We start from the raw sequence: 12,126 nt of genomic DNA on the forward strand, positions 1-12,126 counted from the left end.
TTTTTTACACCCCCACCCCGCCATCCCCCCTCTCGCGCCGTCTGGTGGGCTGGGAGATGTGTATACTCGACCGGCGCCGGCGGGGGCCATCGGCGCGGCGCCGCCGCGTCCCGCGCGCGCGCCTGCGCCTGCATTGCGCGCGGCGGGTGAAAAACCGCTGGCCGCGCCGGCCGTCCGCAAGCGCGCGTGGGACCTGGGCATCGAGCTGCAATACGTGGCCGGCAGCGGCCCCGCGGGCCACATCACGCACGCGGACCTCGATGCGCATGTGGCGGGGCGCGGCCGCGCTGCGGGCGCGGACGGGCGTTATGCGGAACTGGAAGGAGAAGAAGCCGTCCCCGTGATCGGCCTGCGCCGCAAGATCGCGGAGAAGATGCAACTGGCGAAGCGCCAGATCCCGCATTTCACGTACGTCGAGGAAGTCGACGTGACGGAGCTGGAAGCGCTGCGCGGCCAGCTGAACGCGCGCTATGGCGAGGAGCGGGGCAAGATCACCCTGCTGCCGCTGCTGATGCGCGCCGTCGTCCTCGCGATCCGTCGCTTCCCCGACGTGAACGCCCGCTACGACGACCAGGCCAACGTGGTGACGCGCTACGCGCCCGTCCACATGGGCATCGCGACGCAGACGGATGCCGGCCTGATGGTGCCCGTCGTGCGCCATGCGGAAGCGCGCGATCCGTGGGCCAGCGCGGCGGAGATCGCCCGGCTGGCGGATGCGGCGCGCCATGGCAAGGCGGCGCGAGACGAGTTGTCCGGGTCGACGATCACGATCACGAGCCTGGGCGCGCTGGGCGGCATCGTCAGCACGCCCGTCATCAACCACCCGGAAGTGGCGATCGTGGGCGTGAACCGCATCGTCGACCGGCCCGTCATCAGGAATGGCGGCATGGTGGCGCGCAAGCTGATGAATTTGTCGTCGTCGTTCGACCACCGCGTCATCGACGGCATGGTGGCGGCGGAATTCATCCAGGCGGTACGCTCGTATCTCGAGTCGCCGGCCACCCTGTTCGTGGAGTGAGCGCATGACGGTCAATACCGAGAACACCACCCTCCTCGTCATCGGCGGCGGCCCGGGCGGCTATGTCGCCGCGATCCGTGCCGGGCAACTGGGCATCCCGACCGTGCTCGTCGAAGGCGCGGACCTGGGCGGCACATGCCTGAACATCGGCTGCATCCCGTCCAAGGCGCTGATCCATGCGGCAGACGCCTTCCACCAGGCCGCCGGCTACGCGGGCGAGTCGCCGCTCGGCATCCGCACGGGCGCGCCGACCATCGACGTCAGGCAAACGGTCGCGTGGAAGGACGGCATCGTCAAGCGCCTGACGGGCGGCGTCGGCGCGCTGCTGAAGAAGAATGGCGTGAAAGTCGCGCAAGGCTGGGCGCGCATCCTCGACGGCAAGACGGTCGCGGTGGGCGACCTGCGGATCCATTGCGAACACCTGCTGCTCGCGACCGGCTCCGTGCCCGTCGAACTGCCGTTCATGCCGTTCGGCGGCAACGTCGTGTCGTCGACGGAAGCGCTCGCCCCCGGCACCCTGCCCGAGCACCTGGTCGTCGTCGGCGCCGGGTACATCGGCCTGGAACTGGGCATCGCCTACCGCAAGCTGGGTGCGCGGGTGACGGTCGTGGAAGCGGCCGGCCGCGTGCTGCCCGCCTATGACGACGAACTCGTGAAGCCCGTTGCGGCGAGCCTGAAGCGGCTGGGCATCGGCCTGCACCTGGAATCGAGCGTATTGGGCCTCGCGGAAGACGGCCGTGGCGTCCGCATGAAGGATGGCGGCGGCGAGGAAGTCGTGCTGGAAGCGGACCGCGTGCTCGTCGCCGTCGGCCGGCGGCCGCGCACGGCGGGCTACGGCCTGGAGAGCCTGCTGCTCGACATGAACGGGCGCTATGTCCGCACCGACAACCAGTGCCGCACGTCGATGCGCAACGTGTGGGCCATCGGCGACCTCACGGGCGAGCCGATGCTCGCGCACCGCGCGATGGCCCAGGGCGAGATGGTGGCCGAGATCATCGCCGGCAAGCGCCGCCATTTCACGCCAGGCGCGACTCCCGCCGTCTGCTTCACGGACCCGGAAGTGGTCGTCGTGGGCATGACGCCGCAGGAAGCTGCTGGGTTGGGCGTGGATTGCATCGGCGCGAGCTTCCCGTTCGCCGCCAACGGCCGGGCGATGACGCTGGAGTCCACGGACGGCTTCGTACGCGTGGTCGCCCGCAAGGACAATCACGTGATCGTCGGCTGGCAGGCGGTGGGCGGCGCGGTGTCGGAACTGTCTGCGGCGTTCGTGCAATCGATCGAGATGGGTGCGCAGCTGGAGGACGTCGCGGGCACGATCCACGCTCATCCGACGTTGGGCGAGGCGGTGCAGGAAGCGGCCCTGAGGGCACTGGGCCACGCGCTGCACATCTGACAAAAACGCACGGGCGAACGGCGTCGCCCCCGGCGCCTTTCGCCCGTACCGCGCACCAGACCGCTGGCGCGCCCCCGATCCCGGACCCGCCGGGCCTTACTCCGATGCCTTGTCGTCGTCCGACTGGCGGCTGCCCGCGTTGCCGGTGCTCAGGCTGCCGATGCCGCCGAGGCCGGTCTGCAATTCACCCGCTTCCTCGCCGACGAAGCCTTCGCTGTCGCGGTCCGCATCATTGCTCAGCAAATCGTCCGCCCTGCCTTTTTGCAGGTTGCCGCCGGTATCCGACTGAGCATTCGTACCGGCGCCGGTGCCGCCCGCGCCCAACGTGCCGGCGGAACTCGTGCCGTCCTTCGTCACCTGGTCGTAGTTGCGCCCTTTGGCGTTGTTGCCTTCGCTCTGCATGGACATAGGATTCTCCATTCGTTCGCGTTGATGACCATCATAATCCTCCCGTATCCGCCCACTATAGGCACGCACCCGGCTGGCTTGTAGGACATGTCGGGCGAGAATGACGCAAGGCATGTCTTGTATGCTATAAAACGATGTTGCAATTGATGAATGACGAATGAACGAACCGAACATCCTGGTGATCTACGCCCACCCGGCGCCGCACCGCTCGCCCGTCCACCGCCGCCTCGCCGAGACGGCACGGGCGCTGCCCGGCGTCGAGCTGTGCGACCTGTACCAACGCTATCCCGATTTCGATATCGACGGCGAGCAGGAGCGCGAGCGGCTGCGTGCCGCCCACCTGCTCGTGTTCCTGCACCCGTTCCGCTGGTATGGCATGCCGTCCATCGTCAAGGAATGGATGGACGTCGTGCTGCAGCCCGGCTGGGCCTATAACGATTACGCCCACACGGGCGAGTGCGCGCTGCGCGGGAAAAGCTTCTGGCTCGTGACGACGACGGGCAGCGGTCCGGACGCCTACCAGCCCGGCGGCCTGCACGGCCGGCCGTTCGCCGACTTCCTCGCGCCGTACGAAGCGACGGCCGCCCTGTGCGGCATGGACTGGATCGCGCCGCTCGTCATGCACGGCGCCGCACAGGCGACGCCGGAAGCGATCGACGCGTTCGCTGGCGAATTCCGCCATCGTCTCGAAGGCTATGCGGGGCTGGCGGCCACATCGGGGGAGCGCCCGCATGGAGCAAGTCATGGAAGATAAGCTGCTGCAAAACGCGGTCGTCTACCTCGGCGCCGCCGTACTGGTCGTCCCGCTCGCGAAGCGTCTCGGCATGGGCGCCGTGCTGGGCTATCTCGTCGCCGGGATCCTCATCGGCCCGTTCGGCCTGCGCTTCGTCGCCGATGGCGAGGACGCGCTGCACTTCGCCGAATTCGGCGTCGTGCTCCTGCTGTTCCTGATTGGCCTGGAGCTGGAACCAAGCCGCCTGTGGGCGCTGCGCCGGCCGATCTTCGGCTGGGGCGGCGCGCAGGTGCTCGGGGTCGCGGCCGGCCTGTTCGGCGCCGCGCTATTGGCCGGCATCGACTGGAAGATCGCGCTGATCGCGGGCCTGGGCCTGTCGCTGTCGTCGACCGCGATCGCCCTCGCCTCGCTGGAAGAACGCAACCTGATGCCGACACCGGCCGGCCAGGCCGGCTTCGCGATCCTGCTGTTCCAGGACATCGCCGCGATCCCGATGATCGCCATCGTGCCTTTACTGGGCGTGCCGGAATCCGCCGGTGGCGGCGGGAATGCGTGGATCGCGGCGCTGAAGGTCGCGGGCGTGCTCGCGGGTCTTGTCGTCGCGGGCCGTTTCCTGCTCCGGCCCGTGCTGCGCATCATCGCCAAGACGGATGCCCGCGAAATCTTCACCGCGTTCGCGCTGCTGCTCGTGATCGCGATCTCGCTGCTGATGCAGTGGGTGGGCATGTCGATGGCCCTCGGCGCCTTCATGGCCGGCGTGCTGCTGGCCGACTCGGAATATCGCCACGCGCTCGAGACCGACCTGGAACCGTTCAAGGGCCTGCTGCTCGGCCTCTTTTTCATCGCGGTCGGCATGTCCGTCGACTTCGCCGTGTTCCTCGCGCAGCCTGGCCTCGTGCTGGGCCTCGTCGCCGGCTTCCTGGTCATCAAGATCGCCGTGCTGTACGGCCTGTCGCGCGGGCTGAAGATCGCGCGCGGCCAACACCTGCAGTTTTCCCTTCTGCTCGCGCAGGGCGGCGAATTCGCGTTCGTCGTGTTCGGCGCGGCCGCGACGGCAAAGGTGTTCTCGCCGGACGTGGCGAACATCCTCGTCGTCGTCGTCGCGCTGTCGATGGTCGTGACGCCGCTCGCGCTGATGGCCTACGACCGCCTGTCGGCCGGCCGCGAGGGCCGCGGCGGCAAGCGCAAGGCCGACCGCATCGAGCCGAACGAGGACCACGTGATCGTCGCGGGCTTCGGCCGCTTCGGCCAGATCGTGGGCCGCTTCCTGCACGCGAACAACGTGCGCCTGACGGTGCTGGACCACGACCCGGACCAGATCGAGGTGCTGCGCCACTTCGGCTTCAAGGTGTTCTATGGCGACGCGACCCGGCCCGACCTGCTGCGCGCCGCGGGTGCGCCGAAGGCCAGAGCCGTCGTCGTCGCCATCGACGACATCGAGGACAGCCTGAAGCTCGTGGACGCCGTGCGGCGCGAGTATCCGGACCTGCCCGTGTTCGCGCGCGCCCGCAACGTCACGCACTACTACCAGCTGATGGACCGGGGCGTGGAACTGATCGAGCGCGAGACCTTTGAAGCGGCGCTGCGGCTGGGCCGCTCCGTGATGACGGCGGGCCTGGGCCAGAGCGCGTACGCCACGCGGCAGGCCGCGCTGAAATTCAGGCGCTACAACAAGCAGACGCTCGATGCGGTGTATCCGTATTACAAGGACCGCGAGACGTTCGTGTCGATGGCCAAGCAGGCGCGCGAGGAACTCGAGGCCATGATTTCGCGCGACCGCAAGGCGTTCGACGAGGAGACCGGCAGCGACTGGGACTAAGCGCGTGACGCGTCATCATCCTGCGGCGCCGGCTGGTCCGTCCACGTCGGCCCCGGCGTGGACGGCTTCCCGTCCACCCAGTCGATCCGGTCGATGCACATGCGCCGCGCCGTCTGCGCGAGGTCCCACGCGTGGTACACGATCCATGTGGACGTGCCGTCCGGCCCGGTGGTGAACGAATTGTGCCCCGGCCCCAGCAGGTCCCCGCCTTTCGGCGTACGCATGAGCAGCGCTTCGTGCCCGCCTTCCGGCCGCGTGTACGGCCCGAGCGGATCGTCCGCCACGACCCAGCTGACGCCATAATTGTCGCGCTCCCACGCGCCGCCGCTGTAGAAACAATAGTAGCGGCCGTCGTGCTGCAGCACGGCCGCGCCCTCCACCGTGTGCCAGTCGTACACGGCCCCGTACATCGTGCGGCCCTTGCGGAACACGTGCCAGTCCTCGTGCGGACGGACCACGACGCGCGGTTCGCCCGCCAGCGTCGTCATGTCGACGAGCCGGTCGACGACGATGCCCGTGCCGACGCGGTACCCGCCTTCCAGTTCCAGGAAATCGGCGCAGTAGAACAGATACCACTGCCCGTCCTCCGCACGGAACGGATGCGCGTCGATGGCGAACGGTCGATCGGGCACGAGCAGCTTGCCGCTGTCGACGAACGGGCCGGCCGGGTGGTCGGCGACGGCCACGCGCAGCTTCTGGTCCGTGCCTTCCGGCGCCGACCCGGCCGAGTAGTACATGTAGAAGCGGCCACCGTGGCTCGCGACTTCCGGCGCCCAGTAGTGCGCCTCGCCGATCGGCAGCAGCGCGTGGGCCAGCGGTTCCCATTCGACGAGATCCGTCGAGCGCAGCACCGGCACCTGGCGCCCGTCCGCGCCGCCCGGCGCCGTGCCGTACGCGTAATACACGCCGTCGTGGCGCAGCACGAACGGGTCCGCGAACACGTCCGGGTAGACCGGGTTGCGATACGTCTTCGCCATGGGCACGCTCACAGCGAGAAGCGCAGCCCGAGGCCGTACGTGGTCGGGTTGTAGCGGATGTCGCGCGGACGGATCTCGGAGCCGAGATAGCTTTCGTACTTCTCGTGCGTGAGGTTGATCGCGTCGAATTGCAGCGACAGGTTCTTGTTCAGCGCATACGACACGCTCAGGTCCACGTACGTGCTGGCCTTGACGATGCGGTCCTGGAAGAAGCGCGGCTCGGCGATCTGCTCGACGTAGTTGCCGCGGTGCGTCGCGGTCAGGCGTCCCGTGATGCCGTTCCCTTCATACAACAGCGCGAAGTTGTAGTTCTTCTTCGCGACATTCGTCAGCGCCGTCGTGCGGTATTCCGTGCTCGTCGGCGAGACGGGCGTCTGGTTGTCGCCGTCGATCCACGTGTAGTTGAACTGCGCGCCGAAATTGCTCCACGGGCCGGGCAGGAAGTCGAAGAACTTCTGGATGCCGAATTCCGCGCCGCGCAACGCGCCCTTGCCGGAATTTTGCGGACGCGTCACGCGATAGTTCTGGCCGTTGATGACCTCGCTCGACTCCATGTTCTGCAGGTAGCCCTCGATGTCGCGGTGGAATAGCGCGATCTGTGCGTAGCCGTTTTTCGGGAAGTAGTATTCGAGCGTGGCGTCCGTGTTCACGGAGCGCGTCGGCCGCAAATTCGGGTTGCCGGACGAGCCGGTGCCGGGCGCGTTGACGGTCGGAGGGATCAGCGACAGCGCCGGGTTCAGCGACACGAAGTCCGGCCGCGTGATCGTCTTGCCGACCGCGAGGTGGGACTGCAGGTTCTCGCGCCAGCCGACGACGGCCGCAACGCTGGGCAGGAAGTTGTTTTCCGTCGAGTTCACGGCGATCGGCGTCACCACGTCGCCGATGCGGCTGTTGCCGTTCAGGTTGCGCGCCACGTGGACGTAGCGCCCGCCCACCGTGCCGGACAGGTCGACGTCGCCCGCCTTCGTCTTCCAGCGCGCCGCGAGGTACACGGTGTTCGTGCCTTCGCGCTGCTCGAAGGTGCGGGTCGGATCGTCCGGCACGCGGCCCGGAGCAGCGCCGTAGAACGCGCGTACGGTGTCGGCCTGGTCGATCAGGAAGTCGCGCGACGGCGTCAGCCACGGCCCGCCGAGCCGGTCGAGGCCCGGCACCAGCGCTTCGAAGCCGGGACCGAACGCGTCGACGGGGTTCGCGCGCACCGCCCCCGCGATGTCGCTGTGGCCTTCCGCGCCGTGGAAGCTGGCGAGCCGGTTCGACAGGCGCAGGCCGGCGTCAATGCCCGAGAAGAAGCCGTCGCCGAGCCGGTACGACACGTCGCCGCGCCACTGCACCTGCTCGCCCTTCGAGATGCCCCAGTTCTGCACCATCCCGCGCAGCACGAAAGCGCGCGGGTCGCGCAGGGCGTTCGGGCTCGTGGGCGTGCTCACGCTGTTGTAGCCGCCGTGGCCGTCCGCGCCGTACGTGTAGACGCCGACGCTGGCGCCGGGGATCTGCTGGTCGACGATCACCGTGTCGTTCACGAACGTCGACTTGGTCCAGCCGAAGTTGGAGCTCGCCTTCCACGGTCCCTCGCGGTAGTTCAGGCCGAGGTTCAGGAAGTGCGACGTCGTGTGTTCCTTCACGCCCCACGTCGACGTGGCCGTGTACGGATCCCAGTCGTACGGCCCGCCATACTGCGCGGCCTGCGCGTACGCGGACTGGATCGGGCACACGACGCCTTCCGGCGTGTCGCAGTAGGCGCCCTGCGGCGCCAGCTGCACGTTGGTCAGGCGCGGCGTCCACGTCGTGATGGCGAGGATGTAATCCACTTCGCTGCGCGCGCGGTAGCCCGTGCCGAGGTATTGCACGTTCGCTTCCAGCGTCGGGTTGACCTTCCACTGCAGGGCGCCGTGGATGCTGCCGCGATCGCGGTCGCCCGCGTTGTAGATGCCGCCCACGTTGGGCAGCTCGCCCAGGCGCGCGCCCGGCGTCGATGGCGCGAGCGGACCGTCGCCCAGCCGCGTGCCGACGCCGTTCGCATCGATCGAATGCACGCGGTCGGGACGGTCGACCCACTGCACGGGATAGCCCCAGTGCTCGCGGTTGAACGCCACGTCGACCAGCGCACCGATCTCGCCGTAGCTCGTGTTCCAGCGGTTGCTGGCCGAGAAGCCGGCGCCCGGATTGTTCTTCGTCGACGTCGCGTCCGACCCGCTCACCTTCTGGCGGCGGTCTTCCACATAGCCCGTCACGTTCCGGCCCTTCAGGTCGAACGGCTGGCGCAGCCGGACGTCGATGCCGCCCGCGATCCCGCCTTCGAGCTGGTTCGGCGTCGCCGTCTTGTACACGTCCAGGCCGCCGATCGATTGCACGGGCAGGTCCTGGTACTGCAGGCGGCGGCCGTTCCCCGTGAAGTATTCCATGCCGTTCAGCGTCGTGACGACGTCCGGAAGGCCGCGGATGATCACCTGGCTGGTTTCTCCCCGGTCGCGGCCGACCTGCACGCCGGCGATCCGCTGCAGGGCGTCGCCCGCGGCGCGGTCGGGGAATTTGCCGATGTCTTCCGCGTTGATCGAGTCGACGACCTGCACGGAATCGCGCTTGATCGCCTCGGCGCTGCGGATGCTGCTGCGCAGGCCGGTGACGGTGACCTGCTGGACTTGCGCGCCCGGCGCAGGGGTGGACTGCGTGTCGGTGGTTTGCGCGCTGGCGGCCTGGGCGAGCAGCGCAAGGATGGCCGCGCACACGGGCCGGAGCTGGAACGTGGTCATGCGATTCTCCTCATAATTAGTAATAATTTTTATCAGGAAGCTAACGCAAAAGTCGGCAAGCCGACGCACGCTTGAACCCGCTTTTCGAGCGGTTTTACAGCATAGGCGGGGCTACGGAATCGCGTGCCACCAGAGGGCATTCCATCTTGATGATGGCCTTCGAGGCATGGTTCGCGCGGCATTGCGCGATGAGGGAATCGGCCGCCCAGCGGCCCATTTCGTAGTTTGGTAACAACACTGTGGTCAGCGGCGGGTGAGTGTAGCGGGCGATATCCTGGTCGTCGTACCCGACCACGGACAGGTCGCGCGGCACCGCCAGCTTGCGTTCGCGGGCCGCGTCCAGCGCGCCGATGGCCATCAGGTCGTTGGCGCAGAACAAGGCGGTCGGCCGCTGCGGCAGGTCCAGCAGCGACAGCGCGTGCTCGTACCCCGCCGCGACCTGCCAGTCGCCCGCGCGCACGAGGACCGGATCGAATGGGATGTCGGCCGTCGACAGCGCCTGCCGATACCCCTTCAGGCGCTCGGCGGCCGCCTCGATCCAGTGTTCGCCGTTGATGAAGCCAATGCGGCTGTGTCCGTTCTCGATCAGGTGCATGGTCGCCGTATAGCCGCCCAGCAGTTCGCTCGGCACGACCGATGCCCGCCCTCGGTCGCGCGTATGGCAGTTCAGCAGGACGGTCGGCGTCGCCTCCAGCGCGGCCGGCACCGTCACGGCGCGGGTGAAAATGGTGGAGTAAATGACGCCCAGCAGCGCCGGATGGTCCAGCATGCGCGCGAACACGGCCGCTTCCAGCTCGGGATCGCCGCGCGTCGCGAACACGGCGACGAGGCAATCCTGCTCCCAGGCGGCCTCCTTGGCGCCGTCGATGGTCTGCATCGCGTGCGGACTCGTCGTCAGCTCGTCGGTGAGATAGACGATCAGGTTGCGGGTCCGGGCCGCGGCCGGATGCGCGTGCCGCTCGACGGGGTAGCCGAGCTCGCGCGCAATCCGGAGCACGGTCTCGCGCGTGCCCTTCGACACTTTCGCGCCGCTCATGTGGTTGATGACCAGCGACACCGTCGATTGCGACACGCCGGCCAGCTTGGCGATGTCGGTCATCGTGGGTCGGCGGGGCCTGGTCATGTCAAAGGTCTTCGCATGGGATCATCGGTTGCACAACATTATCACTAATTATTACTTCGTTGTAGTTGAATTAAATTTGAGCACATTTGTGCCAATGCACCTAAGTGCTTATAATTCAGCCTAAACGCAGCCGCGCTCATCGAGCGCTCCGCCTCGGCCGGCGCCACCTATTGCCGGCGCCAGCCATGACAGTCCCGGGTTGCCCGGACCGCTCAGCAAGCACTAACTGTTCCGGTGGATGACCGTCTTCGGGAACACTGCGATCCGGCTCGACCTGGGTGGCGCGGCGCCGATCGTGCAGACCGTCGCCGACAATCTCCCGGTGGCCCTGTTCGAAGTGCTGGAGCAACTACCGCTGTCGATGCTCGCGTCCGGCCTCGCCACCGTGGTCGTGATTACCTTTTTCGTCACGTCCGCCGATTCGGGCGCGCTGGTCGTCGACATGATCACCTCCGGCGGCGCCCCGAATCCGCCTGTCTGGCAACGTATCTTCTGGGCCGCGTGCGCGGGCCTGATGGCCGCCATGCTGCTGCTGGCGGGCGGGTTGCAGGCACTCCAGACGGCTGCCCTCGTCAGCGCATTGCCGTTCGCCGTGGTGATGCTGCTCATGTGCTACGGCCTGCTGCGCGCGTTGCAGTCGGAATCGGAAGGGTCGGCGATCGACCTGTCGTAGATCGCGGCCTTTCTCGGCGGACCCGGACGCGCGGCCCTCGGCGCGGTGGCGGCGGAGATGCGGGACAGCGGACTGGCGCCGGAATTGACCGGGACCGACCGCCGGATCGACCTGAACGTGCCCCACGGCGACCGCGGCACGTTCCGCTACACGATACGCGTGCGCAGCTTCCGTGCGCCAAATTCCGCGTGGTCCGAGTCCGGGGAGAGGAACGGCGACACGCGTCACTACCGGGCCATGGCCTACAGTTCCGAAGGGGACCAGCAGCACGACGTCACGGGCTACACGCACGAACAGTTGATTAACGACCTCCTGAATCGCTATGCCCGGTTCCGTCACGCGCGGAGGATGCCCTGATCAGTTGCGGGCCGCTCCCCTGCTCCGACAATTCATCCAGCGGATTGCGCAGCCGGCACGCTTCGATCGACAGGCAGCCGCAGCCGATGCAATCGTCGAGCTGGTCGCGCAGCCGGGTGAGCTGTTCGATGCGGTCATCGAGCTCGCGCCGCCACAGGCTGGACAGGCGCGTCCAGTCGGCCTTCGTCGGCGTGCGCTCTTCCGGCAGCGACGCCAGCGCCGCGCTGATCGACGCGAGCGGGATGCCGATGCGCTGCGCGACCTTGATGACGGCCACGCGCCGCAGCACGTCGCGCCCGTAGCGCCGCTGGCCACCGCTGCTGCGCACGCTGCGGATCAGTCCCTTCGATTCATAGAAATGAAGGGCCGACGCTGCGACGCCCGCGCGCCGCGCGACCTCCCCCACCGTCAATGACCGCCCGATGTCGGCCGCGTCTATCTTTGCCATCAAAATCCTCTTGACCTCAAGTTAAGTTGAGGTTCTACACTCCTTTGCATCGAAACGCAACCACGAGGAGAACCGCATGAACGATCGCATGAATGCCGCCGCCACGAACAAGGCCCTGGTCCGGACGCTGTACGAAGAATGCATCAACGGGCGCGACCTGGACCGGCTCGAGTCCCTGATTGCCCCCGACTTCGTCGGCGCGCGCGGCGAACGGGGGCCGCGCGAATTCCGCGCGACCATCGAAGCCGTGCTCACGGGATTTCCGGGCGTGCGCTTCGAACTGCACGACATATTCAGCGAGGATGACAAGGTCGCCGTCCGCTGGACGTTCCGCGCCATGCATGGCGGGCGCTTCGTCGGTATCAAGCCGAGTCTCGCGGAGGTGACGCAGGAAGGCAATGTGATCTACCAGCTGCGCGACGGGCAG

General features: G+C 67.7%; 12 protein-coding genes. 7 read left to right on the forward strand and 5 right to left on the reverse strand.

The window, feature by feature from the left end; genetic code table 11:
* Positions 1-1,018: dihydrolipoamide acetyltransferase family protein (locus ACEN88_RS13875; RefSeq protein ID WP_413340414.1), on the forward strand; the 1,018-nt coding region annotated here is incomplete at its 5' end.
* 4 nt (positions 1,019-1,022) lie between these two features.
* A complete protein-coding gene (gene lpdA / locus ACEN88_RS13880) occupies positions 1,023-2,411 on the forward strand; it encodes a dihydrolipoyl dehydrogenase (protein WP_413340416.1) in 1,389 nt (462 codons plus the stop codon).
* Positions 2,412-2,507: 96 nt separating this feature from the next.
* Here lpdA and ACEN88_RS13885 read toward each other — a convergent pair whose 3' ends face one another.
* Positions 2,508-2,819, reverse strand: a complete 312-nt coding sequence (locus ACEN88_RS13885) for a hypothetical protein (protein ID WP_413340418.1) — start codon at positions 2,817-2,819, stop codon at positions 2,508-2,510.
* Between the two features lie 157 nt (positions 2,820-2,976).
* Here ACEN88_RS13885 and ACEN88_RS13890 point away from each other — a divergent pair, with 157 nt between their 5' ends.
* Positions 2,977-3,573 (forward strand): NAD(P)H-dependent oxidoreductase, encoded by a 597-nt coding sequence (locus ACEN88_RS13890; protein WP_413340419.1) that lies wholly within the window; start codon positions 2,977-2,979, stop codon positions 3,571-3,573.
* Positions 3,563-5,371 carry a glutathione-regulated potassium-efflux system protein KefC gene (gene kefC / locus ACEN88_RS13895; protein ID WP_413340420.1) on the forward strand — a complete coding sequence of 603 codons (1,809 nt, stop codon included), beginning with the start codon at positions 3,563-3,565 and terminating at the stop codon, positions 5,369-5,371. Before ACEN88_RS13890 ends, kefC begins: the two co-directional genes overlap by 11 nt.
* Here kefC and ACEN88_RS13900 read toward each other — a convergent pair.
* From ACEN88_RS13900 to ACEN88_RS13910, 3 genes are all read right to left on the reverse strand, one after another.
* Positions 5,368-6,348 (reverse strand): glycoside hydrolase family 43 protein, encoded by a 981-nt coding sequence (locus ACEN88_RS13900; protein ID WP_413340422.1) that lies wholly within the window; start codon positions 6,346-6,348, stop codon positions 5,368-5,370. The genes kefC and ACEN88_RS13900 overlap by 4 nt on opposite strands.
* An 8-nt stretch (positions 6,349-6,356) precedes the next feature.
* Positions 6,357-9,098 carry a TonB-dependent receptor gene (locus tag ACEN88_RS13905; RefSeq protein WP_413340423.1) on the reverse strand — a complete coding sequence of 914 codons (2,742 nt, stop codon included), beginning with the start codon at positions 9,096-9,098 and terminating at the stop codon, positions 6,357-6,359.
* Positions 9,099-9,192: 94 nt separating this feature from the next.
* The gene (locus tag ACEN88_RS13910) at positions 9,193-10,221 is read right to left on the reverse strand and encodes a LacI family DNA-binding transcriptional regulator (RefSeq protein WP_413340425.1); all 1,029 of its coding nucleotides are present in this window, start codon (positions 10,219-10,221) and stop codon (positions 9,193-9,195) included.
* Between the two features lie 238 nt (positions 10,222-10,459).
* On the opposite strand from ACEN88_RS13910, the gene ACEN88_RS13915 reads away from it, so the two are divergent.
* Positions 10,460-10,894 (forward strand): BCCT family transporter, encoded by a 435-nt coding sequence (locus tag ACEN88_RS13915; RefSeq protein WP_413340427.1) that lies wholly within the window; start codon positions 10,460-10,462, stop codon positions 10,892-10,894.
* 57 nt (positions 10,895-10,951) lie between these two features.
* The gene (locus ACEN88_RS13920) at positions 10,952-11,251 is read left to right on the forward strand and encodes a hypothetical protein (protein WP_413340429.1); all 300 of its coding nucleotides are present in this window, start codon (positions 10,952-10,954) and stop codon (positions 11,249-11,251) included.
* Here ACEN88_RS13920 and soxR read toward each other — a convergent pair.
* Positions 11,196-11,699 (reverse strand): redox-sensitive transcriptional activator SoxR, encoded by a 504-nt coding sequence (soxR, locus tag ACEN88_RS13925; protein WP_413340430.1) that lies wholly within the window; start codon positions 11,697-11,699, stop codon positions 11,196-11,198. The two genes, ACEN88_RS13920 and soxR, sit on opposite strands and share 56 nt — an antisense overlap.
* Positions 11,700-11,775: 76 nt before the next feature.
* On the opposite strand from soxR, the gene ACEN88_RS13930 reads away from it, so the two are divergent.
* On the forward strand, positions 11,776-12,126 hold a 351-nt coding region (locus ACEN88_RS13930), incomplete at its 3' end, for an ester cyclase (protein WP_413340432.1).

The sequence above is a fragment of the Massilia sp. CT11-108 genome (assembly GCF_047302915.1).
Taxonomy (GTDB): domain Bacteria; phylum Pseudomonadota; class Gammaproteobacteria; order Burkholderiales; family Burkholderiaceae_D; genus Telluria; species Telluria orientalis.

What these genes read in the sequence shown, in the direction of transcription:
- soxR (WP_413340430.1), bottom strand. Translation starts at nt 11,699, where the DNA reads ATGGCAAAGATAGACGCGGCCGACATCGGGCGGTCATTGACGGTGGGG.
- ACEN88_RS13900 (WP_413340422.1), bottom strand. Translation starts at nt 6,348, where the DNA reads ATGGCGAAGACGTATCGCAACCCGGTCTACCCGGACGTGTTCGCGGAC.
- ACEN88_RS13905 (WP_413340423.1), bottom strand. Translation starts at nt 9,098, where the DNA reads ATGACCACGTTCCAGCTCCGGCCCGTGTGCGCGGCCATCCTTGCGCTG.
- ACEN88_RS13915 (WP_413340427.1), top strand. Translation starts at nt 10,460, where the DNA reads ATGACCGTCTTCGGGAACACTGCGATCCGGCTCGACCTGGGTGGCGCG.
- kefC (WP_413340420.1), top strand. Translation starts at nt 3,563, where the DNA reads ATGGAAGATAAGCTGCTGCAAAACGCGGTCGTCTACCTCGGCGCCGCC.
- ACEN88_RS13890 (WP_413340419.1), top strand. Translation starts at nt 2,977, where the DNA reads ATGAACGAACCGAACATCCTGGTGATCTACGCCCACCCGGCGCCGCAC.
- ACEN88_RS13910 (WP_413340425.1), bottom strand. Translation starts at nt 10,221, where the DNA reads ATGACCAGGCCCCGCCGACCCACGATGACCGACATCGCCAAGCTGGCC.
- lpdA (WP_413340416.1), top strand. Translation starts at nt 1,023, where the DNA reads ATGACGGTCAATACCGAGAACACCACCCTCCTCGTCATCGGCGGCGGC.
- ACEN88_RS13885 (WP_413340418.1), bottom strand. Translation starts at nt 2,819, where the DNA reads ATGTCCATGCAGAGCGAAGGCAACAACGCCAAAGGGCGCAACTACGAC.
- ACEN88_RS13920 (WP_413340429.1), top strand. Translation starts at nt 10,952, where the DNA reads ATGCGGGACAGCGGACTGGCGCCGGAATTGACCGGGACCGACCGCCGG.